The sequence below is a fragment of the Miniimonas sp. S16 genome (genome assembly GCF_057748195.1).
Genome location: NZ_CM173242.1, coordinates 2,867,527 through 2,884,138, shown reverse-complemented (window position 1 = coordinate 2,884,138; position 16,612 = coordinate 2,867,527). Strand labels below are relative to the sequence as shown.

Genomic DNA, 16,612 nt, shown 5'->3' with positions numbered 1-16,612 from the left:
TGCACCGATCCGCCGCGTGGCCGAGAGAAGATCTCGGCCACGCGGCGGATCCGCACCCGGGGGCGCCTGCGTAGCGTCGAGGCATGCTCCAGATCAGCGAGGTCACCAAGTCCTTCGGTCAACGGCGCGTCCTCACCGATGTGTCCTTCGACGTCGCCCGCGGCCGGCTCACGGGCTTCGTCGGCGGCAACGGCGCCGGCAAGACCACCACGATGCGGATCGTGCTGGGGGTGCTGCACGCCGACTCCGGCACGGTCTCGCTCGACGGTCACGCGATCGGGGGCGAGGACCTGCGCGGCGTCGGGTACATGCCCGAGGAGCGCGGCCTCTACCCGAAGATGAGCGTGCTGGACCAGCTCGTCTACCTCGCGCGCCTGCACGGCATCGACAAGGCCGGCGCCACCCGCCGCGCCGACGCCCTGCTGGACCGCCTCGGCCTCGCCGAGCGCCGCAAGGACGCGCTGGAGTCGCTCTCCCTCGGCAACCAGCAGCGCGTCCAGATCGCGGCCGCGCTCGTGCACGACCCGGACGTGCTCATCCTCGACGAGCCGTTCTCCGGCCTCGACCCGCTGGCCGTCGACGAGGTCGTGACCGTGGTCGCCGAGCACGCCGCCCGCGGCATCCCCGTGCTGTTCTCCTCCCACCAGCTCGACGTCGTCGAGCGCCTGTGCGACGACGTCGTCGTGATCGCGGGCGGGGCGATCCGCGCTCGCGGCACCCGCGAGGAGCTGCGCGAGCGGTACGCCGGGGACCGCTGGCGGATGACCGCGACGACCGACGCCGGCTGGGTGCGCACCGTGCCTGGCGTCCGCGTCGAGGAGCTCGCCGGCGTTGCCGTGACCTTCGGCGCACCCGAGGCGGCGGCGCAGGAGGTCCTGCGCGGCGCCGTCGAGCGCGGGGGTGTCACCGCCTTCGCCCCCGTGCGACCCACGCTCGGGGAGATCTTCCGCGACGTCGTCGTGGACCACGCCCGCAGCGAGAAGGAGACGGCAGCATGAGCACCCAGGTCAGCACGAACCGGCAGAGCGCGCCCCGCGGATCGACGACGCCGACCGACCAGGGCCGGCCCGAGCGCCCGCGTCCGCTCACGACCGCGCAGGCGACGACGCTCGTCGCCGAGCGCGAGATCCTCACGCAGGTGCGCTCGAGGTCCTTCATCATCTCCACGCTCATCACGGTGGTGCTCATCTTCGGTGGGATCGTGGCGGCCCAGCTCGTCGGCGGCTCCGGCTTCGGCGGCGGGGACACCCCGAGCGTCGCGGTGGTCGACGGCGTGCCCACCGACGCGTACGAGGCCGCGGCCGACGCGGGCGCTCTCACTCCCCAGGACGTGCCCGACCGCGCGGCAGCCGAGGAGCTCCTGCGCGACGGCGACGTCGACGCAGCGCTCGTGCCCTCGGCCCAGGCGCCCGGCGGCTTCGTGGTCCTCGGGCTGGACTCCGAGCCGGGCTCGGTCGTCACCGCGCTCACGGTGGCGCCGCAGGTCGAGCTGCTCGAGCCGCAGACCACCTCGGACGGCCTGCGCTACCTCGTGGCGCTGGCGTTCGGGCTCGTGTTCATGATCTCCGCGCTCGGCTCGGGCTCGATGATCATGCAGAACACGATCACGGAGAAGCAGTCCCGGATCGTCGAGATCCTGCTCGCCGCCGTGCCGGCCCGCGCGCTGCTGGCGGGCAAGATCCTGGGCAACTCCGTGATCGGGGTCGGCAACGCCGTCGTGATGGCGGCCGCCGCCGCGCTCGGGCTCGTCGTCACCGGTCAGACCGAGCTGCTGGACATGCTCACCGCGCCGATGGTCTGGTTCGTCGTGTTCTTCGTCTTCGGGTTCGTGCTGGTCGCGAGCATCTTCGCGGCGGGCGCCTCGCTCGTCTCGCGCCAGGAGGACGCCGGCTCGGTGATGACCCCGGCGATGATGCTCATCATGATCCCGTACTTCGGGGTCGCCTTCTTCGGTACCAACGCCACGGTGATGACCGTGCTCAGCTACGTCCCGTTCAGCGCCCCGGTGGCGATGCCGACCCGGCTGTTCTTCGGCGATGCCGTGTGGTGGGAGCCCCTGGCCTCCCTCGCGATTCTCGTGCTGTGCACGCTCGCCGTGGTCGCCGTCGCCGCGAGGATCTACACCGGGTCGCTGCTGCGGACCGGCGCGCGGGTCAAGGTGCGCGACGCCCTGCGCGGGGAGTGAGCCGGAGCGGACCGGAGGTGGCCGGGCGACTCAGCGCAGGAGGAGCCCGGCCACCCAGGCCGTCGCCACGATCAGCGAGGCGGCGAGCTCGACGAGGATCGTGAGGCCGCTGGCCTTCATGGACGCCACCGTCGAGCGCCACGCTGCGGCGTGCTGGCGCCGCCGGACCCGCTCGGCGAGGTACACACCGAGCGGGAAGCCGATGAACACCCCGACCACCGGGATGACGAAGAAGCCGACGACGCCGATAACTGCGCCGATCAGCGTCGAGGAGCTCGGCACCCCCTGGCGCTGCAGGTAGCGTCCCGCGACGACGAGCTTGACCACCATCGCCACGAGCGTGAGCACGACGGCGAGCACCGCCACGGTCCACCCGACCCGCCCACCCGTGACCACGCCCCAGACGGCGACGGCGCCGCCGACCATCGTGGCGCCGGGCAGCACCTGGACGACGACGCCCACCAGGCCGACGAGGATGACGATCCCGACGAGGACGTCACCCCAGACCGGCACCGTCAGCCCTCAGCTCTCACCCGACCACAGCACCGCGAGGAACACGTTGACGACGATGAGCCCGGCCATCCCGCCGAGCCAGCCCTTCGTCACGCGCTCGGGCTGGTTCTTCCCGACGATGCCGAGGGCGAGGACGACCACGGCGATCACGAGCTTGATCCCGAGCTTGACGTAGTTGAGGTCCCAGCCCTGGGCGCCGCCGATGCCCGTCACCGCGAGGCCCGTGGCCAGCGCGAGGTACAGCCCGTGCAGCACACCGCTCAGGATGCGCGGCTGCTTCATGGTGGCGAGGAGGGCGCCGAGGGAGATGGCCCAGCCGATCAGGTGGAGGGCGATGAGGATGCCGACGAGCACGTGCATGGGTTTCTCCTATGTCAAGCCGCGGCGGCGACGGTGGTCGTGGTGGGCTGGTGGAGGGGTTGGGTGGTGGTCTTGAGGGTGGTGAACACGACTCGGATGAGGTGCCGCTTCAAGCAGCGCAGGGCCTCTCGGTTCGACATGCCTTGGGCCTTCTTCTTGTCGTAGTACGCCCGCCCGAGAGAGCGGGGCAGCCTGATCTGGGTGACGGCAACGCGGTGGACCGCACAGTTGATCTGGCGGTTCCCGCTACGGGTCATGCGGACTCTGCCCTCGGTGCTTCCGGACCAGACCGGGATCGGCGCGATGCCGGCGTGGCGGGCGAGCTGGGCGTCGGTGCTGAAACGTGCGATGCCACCGATCTCCCCGACGAGCTTCGCGGCCGTCAGCTCCGCGCACCCAGGCACCGCGACCAGGGCCGGAGCCCGAACGCTCACCAACGCAGCGATCCGCTTCTCCAGGTCCTTGATCCGCACACTCACGGCGCAGATGTCGCTCAACTCATCCAGGGCGAGCTCGACCACCACACCCTCGCCTCGACCCTCCAACCACGCCTGCAACGCACGCTGATGCTTGATCCGGTCCATCGCCCCGGCCGGGATCTCGTGCTCGGGGTCGAGCTCGTGCACCCGCCACAACAGGCTGTTGATCGTTGCCGTGCGCTGCTTGACCAGCGTGTCGCGCCGATCCACCAGCAGCTTCAGCTCACGAGCCTGCTCATCGTGCACGGCCCGGGGAAGACCGGGCTCCGCCAACGCGGCACGAGCCACCGCCAGGGCGTCGATCGGGTCGGACTTGCCGCGGGTGCGCGCGCTCGCACGGGCGTGCGCCATCATCTTCGGCGGAACCCGCACCACGACCTGACCAGCCGCGAGAAGATCCATCTCCAGCCGGGTCGAGAGGTGACGGCAGTCCTCGATCGCCCACTCCAGCTCATCACCGAACTGGCGCCGCGCCCACCGCAACGCCTCCCGGTGACCAGGAGTGGTCGCCCTGACCGTGAACTGCCCGATCTTGCGGGCCCGCTCATCGACCGCGACGAACGTGTGGCTCTTCTTGTGTACATCGGCTCCAACGACAACCATGAGGGTTGCCTCCTTCCACCCGATCAGTGCAGGGACGGTTGGGCCGGCCGGCGGACACATCTCAGTGGGGGCGATGCCACGCTCCTATCAAGTCACGCCGGCCGGTCCGTCACACCAGACGCCGACAAAACCCATGCACGCCACGAAGGCAGCGACCCTACGAGTCAGACGACTGGTGATCAGGACCCAACCACCGCGAAGCGGCACTGTCACCCTGACACTGACTCGACCCTAACCGTCACAGCAGCCGCCGCTGCGCCGCCCACCGGGTGAGCTCGTGCCGCGAGGAGAGCTGCAGCTTGCGCAGCACCGCCGAGACGTGCGTCTCGACCGTCTTGACCGAGATGAACAGCTCCCCCGCCACCTCGCGGTAGGACCGCCCGCGCGCGATGAGCCGCATCACCTCGCGCTCGCGGGCGGTGAGGCGGTCGAGCTCGTGGTCGTCGACGGCCTCCTGCGCGCCCGCCCCGGTCGCGCCGAACGCGTCGAGCACGAAGCCCGCCAGGCGGGGAGAGAACACGGCGTCGCCGCCGGCCACCCGCACCACGGCGTCCGAGAGCGCCTCGGGGCTGATCGACTTCGTGACGTAGCCGCGTGCGCCGGCCCGGATGACGGCGACGACGTCCTCTGCCGCGTCGGACACGGACAGCGCGAGCATCCGCACGCGCGGCTCGGTGCGCACGAGGTCGGCGCAGGCCCGCGCCACCTCGGCCCCGCCCCCGCCGTCGCCGCCGGGCAGGTGCACGTCGAGGAGCACGACGGCGGGCCGCGCCTCGTGCACGACGCGCACCGCAGTCGGCACGTCGGCCGCCTCGCCGACCACCCGCACGCGCGAGTCCAGGCTCGCGCGTACCCCGGTGCGGAACATGTCGTGGTCGTCCACGAGCACGACGGTGACGGGCAGCGCCGGCCCGACCGGCTCGTCCGGTCCTGGTGCTGATCCTGGTCCTGGGGCCGTGCTCACGTCTCCTCCTGGTGCTGGGCTGGGGTGAGGTACAGGCGAACCTCCGTGCCGCCGTCGGGCACGCGCGTCACGCTCGCCTCGCCGCCGCGGCGGTGGAGTCGACCGAGGATCGACTCGCGGACGCCGAACCGGTCGGTCGGGACGTCGTCGAGCGCGAACCCCGCGCCGTGGTCGCGCACGAACACCTCGACGGCGCGCGGTGAGGCCTCGAGGTAGAGCGAGACGGGCGGGGCGCCGTGCGCGACGGCGTTGAGCAGGGCCTCACGCGTCGCGGCGAGCAGCGCGGTGGCCGCGTCCTCGGGGAGGTCGTCGGGGGCGACGTCGCCGACGACGACGGTCTCGATCTCGGGCGCGGTGCCGTCGGGGAAGGTCCGGGTGTCCTCGATGACGGCCACGACCTCGGCGATCGCGGCCGCCAGGGAGGTGGCGGCGGGGGCGCGGTCGTCGTAGAGCCAGGCGCGCAGGTCGCGCTCCTGGGCGCGCGCCAGCCGGACCACCTCGGGCTCGGTGGACCGGGCCTTGATGAGGGCGAGGGTCTGCAGCACGGAGTCGTGCAGGTGCGCGGCGATGTCGGCGCGCTCGGACTCGCGCTCGCGCTCGGCGCGCGCGTCGCCGAGCTCGCGGACCAGGCGCAGCCACCACGGCGCGAGCACGAGGCCGACGCCGCACAGCACCGCGACGGCCGCGAGCGCCGACTGCACGATGACGGCCGGGTCGGCGCGCTGGGTGACCAGGAGCACGGCGCCCGTGACCGCGATCGCGGCGCCGCCGACCAGCCGCAGCGTGCGCACGCGCCCGCTCGAGCCGCCGCGCCGCGCGTCGAGCTCGCTCCAGGCGAGCAGCGTGCCCGCCACCAGCAGCAGCACCGGGACGAGCCAGCTCTGGGTGCGGCCCTCGCCCATCCGCGAGGCGAGCAGCAGGGCCGCGACGGCGAGCAGGCCGAGCGCGACGACGACGTCGCTCAGGCGCAGGCCGCGTCGCCCGGGGGTCGCGGTGAGCGGCTTGGCGACGCGACTCCACACCGCGGGGCGCTCGGCGTGGCCGGTGCCCTCGGGAATCGTGACCCACCAGAAGACGTAGGCGAGGACGCCGACCCCGCCCAGCAGCGCGGCGCCGACGAACACCGCGCGCACGATCCGCACGTCGGCGCCGAGGTGCTCGGCGACTCCCGCGGCGACGCCGGCGACCCAGCGACCGCGCGCGGGTCGGCGCAGCGGCGGTCGGGTCGACGCCGGCGCCGCGGGGGCAGGCGTCGGGGCGGTGGTCACCCCTGGATCGTGTCATGCCGACCCACCGCGCGCAGGGGCGCGGGCGTGATCTCCGGTGCGATCCCAGGGTCGGCCTCAGGGACCTCCCCCACCCGCCACCGGCAGGGTCGGGTGCTCGCGGTGCCCGGCGGTCGGCCGATTTCCGGGGCATCCCCGATGGTCGGTCCCCGCGCGGCCCGGCAGGGTGGAGCCATGACCTCCACCGGCCCCTCCCCTGACTCGACCGGCACGTCTGGCGCGACCGGCGCGACCGGCGCGACCGGCCGCCCCGCCGTGACCGACGTCCACTCGTTCTTCGCGTGGGTGCGCAGCCTCGGGGTGACGCGAAGCCAGGAGCGCTGGATCGGCGGCGTCGCCGGCGGGCTCGCCGCCCGCTGGAACCTCGACCCGCTCGTGGTCCGCGGCGCGTTCGCCGCCTCGATCCTGCTCGGCGGCATCGGCTTCCTCGTCTACGGCCTGGCGTGGGCGCTGCTGCCCGAGCCCGACGGCCGCATCCACGCCCAGGGCGTCCTGCGCGGGAGCGTCGACCAGGCGGTCTGGGGCATCGCCGCGTTCGTGATCGCGGGCCTCGGCCCCGCGAACTGGTTCGGCCTCGCCGACGGCTGGTTCTGGGGCGTGCTCAAGGGCCTCGGCTGGGCGGCCCTGGCGCTCGGGGTGCTCTGGCTCGTCCAGCAGCACCGCGCCGGGACGCTCGGCACCACCGGCTGCTCGCCTGCCTCCACGCCCACCTCCGCTCCCCCCGCGAGCCCACCGCCCGGCTCGACCACGACCGGGCCGGCGCCGTTCGCGACGGCGAGCTCGCCGTCGGGCACGGTGTCCGACGGCGCACCTGCCGTTGCGACAACGTCGCCGACGTGGGGCTCGCCCGAGCCGCCGGTCGCCCTCGCCGGCGACGTCACGGACGCGCCCGCGCCGGCCTCGGCGCCCGCGCCGGCCTCGGCGCCCGCGCCGGCGTCGGTCCCGACGCCGGCGACGCGTCCGACGGCGCAGGCCCACCCGAAGAAGGCGCGCCCCGGCCCCGGCGGCGTCACCGTGGCCCTCGTGCTCGGCGCGGCGGGCCTCACCGCGGCGGCCCTGCTCATCGCCGACCGCACCGGCGCCCTCGACGTCACGCGCGCCGTCGTCATCGGTGCCGTGCTGGCGGTGCTCGGCCTCGGCATCGTCGTCTCGGGCATCCGCGGCCGCCGCGGAGGTGTGCTCAGCACGCTCGCGATCGTCGGCCTCGTCCTCGCCCCGGCGTCCCTGGCCCAGCAGAACGCACTGGGTGTCGACTGGGACGGCCCCACGTCGTTCTCGTCCACCGAGCTCACACCCACCACCCGCTCCGCGGCCGAGGACGGCGTGCGCGTCGTCGCCGGGAACGCCGTCGTCGACCTCACGCAGGTCCCGCTCACGGACGACCCCGTCGTGGTGCCCATCCGGGTGGGCGCGGGCGAGGCCGTCGTGACGATCCCCGAGGACGCCGCCGTCCGTGCCGACGTGTCCATCGGCGCCGGCGAGGTCGTCTGGGACGTCGAGGGAGCCCCGCGCACCGTCGACGACGACGGCGTGGGCCGCACCCTCACCTACCGCACCACCGCAGCCGGCGACGGCGAGGCCCAGCTGGTCCTCGACGTGCAGGTCGGCGCGGGTACCGTCACGATCCAGGGAGCCTCCTCATGACCTCGCCCCTCGAGCCCGACGCGGGCGCGGCGCCTGCGACCGCACCGACCCCGCCGACGTCTCAGCCGACGACCCCGGCCGTGCGGCCGGAACACCCGGCGCGCTCCGGCCCTCGCACGGGCACCGTCCTGTGGGGCGTGATCGTCCTCGGACTCGGACTCCTCGTGGTCGCGACCGCCGCGGGGTACGCGATCGACCTGCAGCTCGCGGCGATCGTCGGGCTCGTGGTCGCGGGCGTGGCGCTGCTGCTCGCGGCGGTGGTGGGGGCCGCGCGCGGCCGACGGTAGCCGCCCGCGGTCGGCTTCTTGTCGCCCCTTCTCCGCGAGGGACCTCTGCCGCTACGGTCATGGTCACGGCACGTACCGGTCGGGGGGCCCTGAGTCGTGAGCACCGGAAGGCAGCCCCCGCATGTCCGAGCACACCGCTACCCCAGCCACCCGCTCTCGCGCGCGCGCCGCCGTCGTGGTGACCGTGATCGCCGTCGTGATCGCCGGCGGTCTCTGGTTCCGCTCGACGCTGGCCGTGCCGCAGGCGGACGGCGAGGCAGCACCTGGCGTCCTGCGTCTCGATCCGGCGACGTCGGCAGGCGACGACCCGTTCACGGCGTCGGTGGTCAGCCCGGAGCACGACGCCGGGGCGGTGCTCACCGAGGTGATCGTCGCCCGCACCGTGGCGATCACGCAGGACACCGCGACCGACGGCACGACCGGGGCCGCGCAGGTGGCGGCGACGGCGCCCGGTCTGTACGGCGGTTCCGGTCGACTGAGCTCGTGCGAGCCGCAGGCGCTCACGGACTTCCTGGCGGCCGATGCCGCCAAGGCGGCCGCGTGGGCCGGCGTGCTCGGCATCTCGGTCGAGTCGATCCCGGCGTTCGTCGCCGGCCTCACGTCGGTGGTGCTCACGGTGGACACCCTGGTCACCAACCACGGGTTCGCGGCGGGGGTGGCCACGGCTCACCCGTCGCTGCTGCAGGCCGGGACGGCAGTCCTGATCGACGCACGCGGCAACCCCGTGGTGCGGTGCGCCTGCGGCAACCCGCTGCTCCCTTCGCAGCTCAACGCGGACGTGGGCGAGGTCGAGCTCGTCGGGACCGCGTGGGACGGTCTGGACCTGCAGCGCGTGGTCACGGTCGCGGCCGCGGCGAAGGACGTCTCCGTGTTCACGGTCGCCGACCTGTCGACCGGTGAGCTCGTCGATCTCCCGGTCGGCGCCGGTCTCGCCGCGGGGGTCTACGTCGCGACCTCGTCCAACCACGCGCAGGTCGCCTACGAGCCCGAGCCGTACCGCGGGACACTCCAGACGAGCCCCGACGGTGCGACCTGGACCGTCGCCCTGGAGACCACGCCGATGCTCGACGTCGCCACCGGGGGCGGGCTCGCCGTCGCCGTCGGGATGGACGCGCAGTCCGGCGGCGCGATCCACACCTCGACCGACGGCGAGACCTGGACGCCGGCCGTCGGCGTCATCGACCCCCTCACCGCCGTGACGTACGGCGACGGCACCTGGGTCGCGGTCGGGAACCGGTCCTTCACCGAGGAGGGCGGCGAAGGAGACGGCTCCAGCGGGGCGATCTACCGCAGTGACGATGCCGTCACGTGGGAGCGCGTCGCGACCACGGACCCGTACGAGAACAGCGAGCTCGCCGGGTCGGGCGAGATGCTCTACCAGAGCATGACCTCGGTGGCCTACGGGGACGGTCGGTGGATCGCCGGCGCGACCGAGTGTGCGTACCGGACGTGCATGCGGGTGCTGTTCACGAGCAGCGACGCGGTGACGTGGACCCGCACGGCCCTCGACGACCGGATCGTGCTCGTCGACCTCGCGCACGACGGCGAGGAGTGGGCCTTCGTGGGCGGCACACCCAAGCCGAACCCGGCGAACAACGCCGAGATCGACTTCCCGATCGGCGCTGCAGGCACCAGCCCGGACGGCGTCACCTGGGCGGTCGGCGCAACCTCACCGCAGGGCCTGGTGCTCACCGGCCTCAACCCCGGCGACGGGGCGTGGCTCGCCGTCGACGCCTACGTGCCCGCTTCCGCCGACGCGGCCCCGCCCGGGGGCGGCGTCTACCGCAGCACCGACCTCTTTGCCTGGGAGCGGATCGGGGCGGCCGACCCGTGGACGACGAGCGTGGCGCTGCTGGACGCCGGCGGGACGGCGCCGGCGGTCGATCCGGTCGACGACACCGGGGCCGAGAGCGTCCGGATCCGCACGGCCGGGCTCGAGGTCGTCTCCTCCGACGGGACGACCGTGCAGACGCTCCCCTTCCAGGAGTCAGCCGCTGCCGCGATCGAGGCGGTCACCGGCCTGCTCGGTGCCTCCGTCAGCGAGCTCACGCCCGGCGACGGCTACTGCTCGGCGGACCGCACCCGTGTGACGTGGGGCGCCCTGTGGCTCACGCACGAGGGCACCGACGTCGCCGCGAGCGGCTGGTGGGTGGGACTCGACAGCGACGTCGCCGGCGTGACCGGGCCCGACGGCGTCACCGTCGGGCAGAGCGTCGCCGACGTCCGCGCCGCCCACCCGGAGGCCCCGAGCGAGTCGTACGGCTACGAGGGGGTGCAGTACGACCTCGTCTACCTCGACGTGACGAGCACCGACGGCGGTACGGAAGACATGGCCGTCGAGGTGGTCGGCGAGGACGGCGTCGTGGTCGGGCTGCGCGCGCCGGTCTACGTCATGGGCGACTGCTGAGCTCACGCCGGCACCCCTCGGCCCGCGAGCCGGGTGCGGCACGGCGGGCGACACGCCGACGGGCGTTCCCGCGGGAACGCCTCGCGACCCTCGGGTGACGTTCCAGCGGGGGCGTCGTCCGCACGGCGCCGCGCGCGACGCACCGCGACCGGTCGAATCGCGCGGGCGTTGTCGGTGGTGGGGCTTACGGTTCGGACATCTGTTGGAGCAGGTGTCTGGATCGGGCGAAGGGGACCACCATGGCGGCGAGGTTCGGTGCTGTCAGGCGGGCGGACGGGCCTGCCGACGCCGTGGACGCCACGGTGGGTGTGGCGCCGGTGAGGCTGCCGCCCAGCGAGGCCGAGGAACGCGCCCGATGGCAGGAGCAGCAGACCCGCGAGGCCGGCGGCGACCACGCAGGTGAGACGCCGGTGTGGATGCTGCGTCGCGACCTCGGGATGCTCGCCGCGCGCCTGGCCGCGGGAGAGGCCGAGTTCCTCACCCTCCTGGCCGAGCTCGACCACCGAGGCGGGTGGGCCGAAGCCGGGATCGTGTCCTGCGCCCACTGGCTCAGCCTGCACTGCGCCATGACCACCGGCACCGCCCGCGAACACGTCCGCATCGCCCGCGCCCTCACCCAGCTGCCCCAGATCCGCGCCGCGTTCGCCGCCGGACGCCTGTCCTACTCCAAAGTCCGCGCCCTGACCCGCATCGCCACCCCCACCGACGAAGCAGACCTGCTCGGCGTAGCCCTATGCGCGACCGCGAACCAGCTCGACCGGTTCGTCGCCGGCGTCCGCACCGCCGAAACCCTCACCGACATCAACCTGCGCCACCAGCGCAGGTCGTTGACCTGGCGCACCGACACCGACGGATCCATCCTCATCAGCCTGCGCTGCAGCCCCGAAGACGGCGCCACCATCCTCGAAGCCATCCACCACACCCACGACCACCTCACCACCACCAGCGGCGGCACCGGCGCGAGCGGCACCGCGGCCGAGACCGACGCCGAGCCCACCGGCAAGTCAGCCGGCCCGGACGACTCCGGGGGCGAGGCCGGACGGCTGGCCGCCTCCCGGCTCGATGCCCTCGTGCTGCTGTGCGCCGAGGCGACCCTGCCCGGTGAGGAACCCGGCACCTGGAAACAAGCCCTCGGATCCCGCCGCAGCGAGACCATCCTGCACGTCACCCTCGACGACCTCGCCACCGCCGTACAACCCCGCACGCGCACACCGAACGCCCAGGCGCGCGACACGCCGGGCGACGTTCCCGCGGGAACGCCCAATACTCCCGCGGGGCTCGGAAGCGACGGGGCTGACGCGGCGGGCGACACGCCGAACAGCGTTCCCGCGGGAACGTCGAGCGCATCACGAGCGGGCGGCGCGAGCCGGCTGATCGGGCCAAGGCTCGAGCTGGGACCCGCACTCCACCCCGAGACCGCCCGACGCCTGACCTGCGGCACCGGCATCACCCTCATGCTCCACCAACCCGGACCCGACACCAGCGCCGGCGTCGGGTCCGGCGCCGCGGCAGCAGGCACTACAGGTGGTGCGGCGTTCACCGTCATGCCCGCCGCGAGGCCGGGCGCCACCATCGACGTCGGACGACGCCGCCGCCTGGCCACCCCCGCCCAGCTCAAAGCCCTCTGGGAACGAGACCACGGCTGCCGCGTCCCCGGCTGCGAACGCCGCCGCTACCTGCACGCCCACCACCTCATCCACTGGGCCGACGGCGGACCCACCACCCTGACCAACCTCGTCCTCGTCTGCAGCCAGCACCACCGCCTCCTCCACGAAGACACCTACGCCCTGCACCTGCACCACCAAGGCCGCGGCGTGACCCTCACCGACCCCAACGGCCGCGTCGTCGCCACCAGCGGACCCACCACCGCGACCGGCTGGGCCGGCGCCATGAGCGCAGCCGCCGCACGAGCCGAGCAGAACCAGGACGGCGAGCAGGGCCACCTCGCAGCGGCCCTGCCACCCGTCCCCCTGCCCACCCGACCCGGCGACCTGCCCCTCGACCCCGTCAACGGCGGGCCCCTCAACCTCGCCTGGGCCACCACCATCACAGCCACCAACCGCGACGTGACCCGAGCCACCCCCGGCGCCGCCTGAGGCCGCCCACCGCACGGGACCGGCACGGCAGCGCACTCACCGTCCCGCGCCGGAGGAGACCTTCAGCTCCGGCACCCCTCGACACCTCGCAGGAGCGCGTCCGGAGACGAGAGCGCATCCCGATCGAGCGCGCAGTGCTTCCACTCGTGGGTGTTCGTATGGGGGTTCTGCTGCACGAAGACCTCGACGTCGCCGCCGGGCAGTGCGCGGACGTGATAGATCACGGGGCCGTCCGTCTCCCCGAAGCTCGCGCGGAGCTCGGCGCCCGCGCCGGGCGCACCGTCGTCGAGGCAGTCGAGGCCCGCCTGGGAGAACGCGGGCAGCTCGGTCAGGTCGACCCGGATCTCCTCGCACTGGGGCAGAGGCTCACGGTCGTCGAAGTCGGCCTTCGCCGCGTTGAGCGGCACGGCCGCGCAGGACACGAGGAGCAGGACCACCGACAGCGACAGCCACGCCGGCCGCCGAGCCGCTCGCACCGCCCGATGAGTCGACGCGTGCACGCGCGCCGTCCCTCCCGGTCGCCGTCGACGCGCGCGCTCGACGGCGAGCGGCTGGCACGACGACGTCGCACCATCCTGGGGCAGCAACCGCGACGAGGACATCGGCACACAGTCAGGGCACGAACGGCAGCAGCCGGCGCGCGCGGGCGTACTCGCGCTCCGCGGCGGACAGCACGTCCGCCCAGTCCGCGGCGGGCGCCACGGTGCGGTTGTGGTCGCGGATCGCCTCGCGCAGCGCGTCGTCCCGCGCGAGGCGTACGACGGCGGCCGCGAGCCCCGCGTCGTCGTCGGCCAGGAGACCGTCGGTGCCGTCCGCGACGAACGAGGCGACCCCGGTCCCGGCTCGGGCCACGATCGGCAGGCCGGCGGTGCGCGCCTCGAGCGCGGCGATCCCGAACGCCTCCAGCCGCGCGGGCGAGACGAACACGTCGCGCCCGGCGTAGAGCTGCGGCAGCGAGGTGCGCGGCACGCGGCCCAGCAGCGTCGTCGCGTCCGCGACGCCGCGCCGCCGCGCGTGCCGACGAACTGCGCCTGCGTCGGGCCCGTCCCCCGCCACGGTGAGGGACACCGCGCCGCGGCCGAGCTCCGCCGTCGCGTCGGCGAGCACGTCGACCAGCACCCGGGTGCGCTTGCGCGGCGCGACCCGCTGCGTCGCGACCAGCCGGAGCACGCCGTCGGCCGCTCGCGGTGGACCGCTGGGACGCCAGTCGGAGATCGTGAGCCCGTTGGGCAGCACGCCCACCTCGGCGGGCGCACCCTCGACCGGGAACGACCGCGCCACGCGCTCGGCGGCGACCTCGCTCACCGCCGACAGCGCGGCGCTCTCACCGTCCCAGCCCAACGCGTCGGCGCCGCGGCGCACGAGGGGCTCCACGCCGTCGAGCATGCAGTGCCACGTGATCGCAAGGGGCCGGCGCAGCGCGCGCGCGACGCGGGCGCCCTGGTACGCGAAGGGTGAGACGACCCCGGCGTGCACGTGCACCACGTCGGGCGCGAGCTCCTCGATGACCTCGTGCAGCAACGTGGTTCCGCGCGGGTTGACGGGCAGGCCCCCGACCCAGCGCGACGCCAGCCGGTGCACCACGACCCCGCGCGAGTCCGTGCCCGTCCCGCTCCACCGCGCGGCGGCCCCGGGGCTCGCGGCCGTCGCGGTGAGCACGTGCACCTCGTGCCCGGCGGCCACCTGGTGCGCCGCGAGGTCCCCGACCTGCGTCTCGATGCCACCCACCCGGGGCGCGAAGCAGTCGCTGACGTGCGCGATCCTCATCGCCGCGCGCTCACTCCCACTCGATGGTCCCCGGCGGCTTGCTCGTGACGTCGAGGGTCACCCGGTTCACGTCCGCGACCTCGTTGGTCACGCGGGTGGAGATCCGGGCCAGCACGTCGTACGGCAGCCGGGTCCAGTCCGCGGTCATCGCGTCCTCGGACGAGACCGGCCGCAGCACCACGGGGTGGCCGTACGTGCGGCCGTCGCCCTGGACGCCCACCGAGCGGACGTCGGCGAGCAGCACCACGGGGCACTGCCAGATCTCGCGGTCCAGGCCCGCGAGCGTGAGCTCCTCGCGCGCGATCGCGTCCGCCGCACGCAGGGTGTCCAGCCGTTCGCGGGTGACCTCGCCGATGATCCGGATGCCGAGGCCGGGCCCGGGGAACGGCTGGCGCCACACGATCGCCTCGGGCACGCCGAGCTCGAGGCCGACGGCGCGCACCTCGTCCTTGAACAGCGTACGCAGCGGCTCGATGAGCGAGAACTGCAGGTCCTCGGGCAGCCCGCCGACGTTGTGATGGCTCTTGATGTTGGCCGCACCCTCGCCGCCGCCGGACTCCACGACGTCGGGGTAGAGCGTGCCCTGCACGAGGAACTCCACCTCCTCGCCGTGCGCACCCGCGGCGGTCACGACGTCGCGCGCGGCCTGCTCGAACACGCGGATGAACTCGCGCCCGATGATCTTGCGCTTGGTCTCCGGGTCGGTCACGCCCGCGAGCGCCTCGAGGAAGCGCTCCTGCGCGTCCACGACGACGAGGTTGACGCCTGTCGCGGCCACGAAGTCCTGCTCGACCTGCTCCGCCTCGCCGCTGCGCAGCAGCCCGTGATCGACGAAGACGCACGTGAGCTGGTCGCCGACGGCGCGCTGCACGAGGGCCGCCGCGACCGAGGAGTCCACGCCGCCGGACAGGCCGCAGATGACGCGCTTGTCCCCGACCTGCGCCCGGATCGCCTCGACCTGCTCGGCGATGACGTTGCCGGGCGTCCAGTCGGGAGCCAGCCCTGCGCCGTCGTACAGGAAGTGCTCGAGCACGGCCTGGCCGTGCGCGGAGTGCTTGACCTCGGGGTGCCACTGGACGCCGTAGAGGCGCCGCGTGGTGTCCTCGAACGCCGCGACCGGTGAGCCGGGCGAGGTGGCCAGGACGTCGAAGCCGTCGGGGGCGCGGTGCACGGCGTCGCCGTGGCTCATCCACGCCGTCTGGTGCTCGGGGGTGCCCGAGAGCAGCACGCCGGCCTCGCAGACGGCGACCTCGGTGCCGCCGTACTCGCGCAGGCCGGTCTGGGCGACCTCGCCGCCGAGCGCCTTGGCCATCGCCTGGAAGCCGTAGCAGATGCCGAGCACCGGGACCCCCGCCTCGAACAGCGCGGGGTCGACGAACGGTGCACCGTCGGCATACACCGAGGCGGGCCCGCCGGACAGGATGATCGCCGCCGGGTCCTTCGCGAGCATCGCCTCGGCCGAGGTGGAGTGCGGCACGATCTCGGAGTAGACCCGCGCCTCGCGCACCCGGCGGGCGATGAGCTGGGCGTACTGGGCGCCGAAGTCGACGACGAGGACGGGACGGTGCGCGGGGGGCGCGGGGGTCTGCGTCACGTCGTCCAGGATAGGCGCGGTCATGCGCGCCGGGTCGCGACGGGCCAGCGCGCGGCGCGGCCCTCGACGACGAACGACAGCACCGGAACGACGCCGCCCGCCACCATGACGACGAGGCGCCCGAACGACCACCGCGCCTGGCTCCACAGCTGCAGGCAGGTGACGGCGTAGATCAGGTAGATCCAGCCGTGCACGAACGGCACCCAGCCGAGTGCGGAGTCGACCCAGTCGACCTTGAGCACGTACTTGAGCAGCATCTCCACGCACAGCAGCAGGAGGAACGAGCCGGTCACGAACGCCATCACCTTGAACCGGGTGAACGCGCTGCGTGTGCTGGGGGCGGTCGAGGCGGGCTGAGGAGCGGGGCGGGTCGAGTCGGTCGAGTCGGCCGGCGCGGGCACTGCAGTCATCACGGTCCTTCCACGGG

At 73.8% G+C, this 16,612-nt stretch carries 15 protein-coding genes; 6 read left to right on the top strand and 9 right to left on the bottom strand.

Going from position 1 to position 16,612, the window contains the following annotated elements; genetic code table 11:
- Window positions 1-83 precede the first annotated feature (83 nt).
- A complete protein-coding gene (locus tag AC3AQ1_RS12650) occupies window positions 84-998 on the top strand; it encodes an ABC transporter ATP-binding protein (protein WP_108719274.1) in 915 nt (304 codons plus the stop codon).
- The gene (locus tag AC3AQ1_RS12645; protein WP_108719273.1) at window positions 995-2,185 is read left to right on the top strand and encodes an ABC transporter permease; all 1,191 of its coding nucleotides are present in this window, start codon (window positions 995-997) and stop codon (window positions 2,183-2,185) included. The genes AC3AQ1_RS12650 and AC3AQ1_RS12645 overlap by 4 nt, the downstream gene beginning before the upstream one ends.
- 30 nt (window positions 2,186-2,215) lie before the next feature.
- On the opposite strand, the gene AC3AQ1_RS12640 is transcribed toward AC3AQ1_RS12645, so the two are convergent.
- The 5 genes from AC3AQ1_RS12640 to AC3AQ1_RS12620 all read right to left on the bottom strand — a co-directional run bounded on the left by AC3AQ1_RS12640 (window position 2,216) and on the right by AC3AQ1_RS12620 (window position 6,372).
- Window positions 2,216-2,698 carry a DUF456 domain-containing protein gene (locus AC3AQ1_RS12640; protein ID WP_108719272.1) on the bottom strand — a complete coding sequence of 161 codons (483 nt, stop codon included), beginning with the start codon at window positions 2,696-2,698 and terminating at the stop codon, window positions 2,216-2,218.
- 9 nt (window positions 2,699-2,707) lie between these two features.
- Window positions 2,708-3,058, bottom strand: coding sequence for a hypothetical protein (locus AC3AQ1_RS12635; protein WP_108719271.1), 351 nt, complete (start codon window positions 3,056-3,058; stop codon window positions 2,708-2,710).
- Between the two features lie 14 nt (window positions 3,059-3,072).
- Window positions 3,073-4,140, bottom strand: coding sequence for an IS110 family RNA-guided transposase (locus AC3AQ1_RS12630; RefSeq protein WP_108717602.1), 1,068 nt, complete (start codon window positions 4,138-4,140; stop codon window positions 3,073-3,075).
- 238 nt (window positions 4,141-4,378) lie between these two features.
- On the bottom strand, window positions 4,379-5,008 hold the full coding sequence (locus AC3AQ1_RS12625) for a LuxR C-terminal-related transcriptional regulator (protein ID WP_199916612.1): 630 nt from the start codon (window positions 5,006-5,008) through the stop codon (window positions 4,379-4,381).
- A gap of 92 nt (window positions 5,009-5,100) precedes the next feature.
- Entirely contained in the window at window positions 5,101-6,372 is a 1,272-nt protein-coding gene (locus tag AC3AQ1_RS12620) for an ATP-binding protein (protein WP_108719269.1), read from the bottom strand.
- Window positions 6,373-6,564: 192 nt separating this feature from the next.
- Between AC3AQ1_RS12620 and AC3AQ1_RS12615 the strand changes: the two genes are divergently transcribed.
- The 4 genes from AC3AQ1_RS12615 to AC3AQ1_RS12600 all read left to right on the top strand — a co-directional run bounded on the left by AC3AQ1_RS12615 (window position 6,565) and on the right by AC3AQ1_RS12600 (window position 12,824).
- Window positions 6,565-8,034: a PspC domain-containing protein gene (locus AC3AQ1_RS12615; RefSeq protein WP_159096541.1), complete on the top strand. Its 1,470-nt coding sequence runs from the start codon at window positions 6,565-6,567 to the stop codon at window positions 8,032-8,034.
- Window positions 8,031-8,321 carry a hypothetical protein gene (locus tag AC3AQ1_RS12610; protein WP_108719267.1) on the top strand — a complete coding sequence of 97 codons (291 nt, stop codon included), beginning with the start codon at window positions 8,031-8,033 and terminating at the stop codon, window positions 8,319-8,321. The genes AC3AQ1_RS12615 and AC3AQ1_RS12610 overlap by 4 nt, the downstream gene beginning before the upstream one ends.
- A gap of 121 nt (window positions 8,322-8,442) precedes the next feature.
- Window positions 8,443-10,728 carry a DUF6777 domain-containing protein gene (locus AC3AQ1_RS12605; RefSeq protein WP_108719266.1) on the top strand — a complete coding sequence of 762 codons (2,286 nt, stop codon included), beginning with the start codon at window positions 8,443-8,445 and terminating at the stop codon, window positions 10,726-10,728.
- 239 nt (window positions 10,729-10,967) lie between these two features.
- A complete protein-coding gene (locus AC3AQ1_RS12600) occupies window positions 10,968-12,824 on the top strand; it encodes an HNH endonuclease signature motif containing protein (protein ID WP_108719265.1) in 1,857 nt (618 codons plus the stop codon).
- Between the two features lie 62 nt (window positions 12,825-12,886).
- Here the strand turns inward: AC3AQ1_RS12600 and AC3AQ1_RS12595 are convergent, their stop codons facing one another.
- The 4 genes from AC3AQ1_RS12595 to AC3AQ1_RS12580 all read right to left on the bottom strand — a co-directional run bounded on the left by AC3AQ1_RS12595 (window position 12,887) and on the right by AC3AQ1_RS12580 (window position 16,595).
- A complete protein-coding gene (locus AC3AQ1_RS12595; protein WP_108719264.1) occupies window positions 12,887-13,300 on the bottom strand; it encodes a hypothetical protein in 414 nt (137 codons plus the stop codon).
- Between the two features lie 136 nt (window positions 13,301-13,436).
- Window positions 13,437-14,591, bottom strand: a complete 1,155-nt coding sequence (locus AC3AQ1_RS12590; protein WP_108719263.1) for a glycosyltransferase family 4 protein — start codon at window positions 14,589-14,591, stop codon at window positions 13,437-13,439.
- A 10-nt stretch (window positions 14,592-14,601) separates the two neighbouring features.
- Window positions 14,602-16,209 carry a glutamine-hydrolyzing GMP synthase gene (gene guaA, locus AC3AQ1_RS12585; protein ID WP_108719262.1) on the bottom strand — a complete coding sequence of 536 codons (1,608 nt, stop codon included), beginning with the start codon at window positions 16,207-16,209 and terminating at the stop codon, window positions 14,602-14,604.
- Complete coding sequence (locus AC3AQ1_RS12580) at window positions 16,206-16,595, bottom strand: DUF3817 domain-containing protein (RefSeq protein WP_108719261.1); 390 nt, start codon at window positions 16,593-16,595, stop codon at window positions 16,206-16,208. The genes guaA and AC3AQ1_RS12580 overlap by 4 nt, the downstream gene beginning before the upstream one ends.
- Window positions 16,596-16,612 lie beyond the last annotated feature (17 nt).

Coding starts and splice junctions, on each gene's coding strand:
- AC3AQ1_RS12650 (WP_108719274.1), top strand. CDS start 84: ATGCTCCAGATCAGCGAGGTCACCAAGTCCTTCGGTCAACGGCGCGTC.
- AC3AQ1_RS12645 (WP_108719273.1), top strand. CDS start 995: ATGAGCACCCAGGTCAGCACGAACCGGCAGAGCGCGCCCCGCGGATCG.
- AC3AQ1_RS12635 (WP_108719271.1), bottom strand. CDS start 3,058: ATGCACGTGCTCGTCGGCATCCTCATCGCCCTCCACCTGATCGGCTGG.
- AC3AQ1_RS12630 (WP_108717602.1), bottom strand. CDS start 4,140: ATGGTTGTCGTTGGAGCCGATGTACACAAGAAGAGCCACACGTTCGTC.
- AC3AQ1_RS12625 (WP_199916612.1), bottom strand. CDS start 5,008: ATGTTCCGCACCGGGGTACGCGCGAGCCTGGACTCGCGCGTGCGGGTG.
- AC3AQ1_RS12615 (WP_159096541.1), top strand. CDS start 6,565: ATGACCTCCACCGGCCCCTCCCCTGACTCGACCGGCACGTCTGGCGCG.
- AC3AQ1_RS12610 (WP_108719267.1), top strand. CDS start 8,031: ATGACCTCGCCCCTCGAGCCCGACGCGGGCGCGGCGCCTGCGACCGCA.
- AC3AQ1_RS12605 (WP_108719266.1), top strand. CDS start 8,443: ATGTCCGAGCACACCGCTACCCCAGCCACCCGCTCTCGCGCGCGCGCC.
- AC3AQ1_RS12600 (WP_108719265.1), top strand. CDS start 10,968: ATGGCGGCGAGGTTCGGTGCTGTCAGGCGGGCGGACGGGCCTGCCGAC.
- AC3AQ1_RS12590 (WP_108719263.1), bottom strand. CDS start 14,591: ATGAGGATCGCGCACGTCAGCGACTGCTTCGCGCCCCGGGTGGGTGGC.
- guaA (WP_108719262.1), bottom strand. CDS start 16,209: ATGACCGCGCCTATCCTGGACGACGTGACGCAGACCCCCGCGCCCCCC.
- AC3AQ1_RS12580 (WP_108719261.1), bottom strand. CDS start 16,595: ATGACTGCAGTGCCCGCGCCGGCCGACTCGACCGACTCGACCCGCCCC.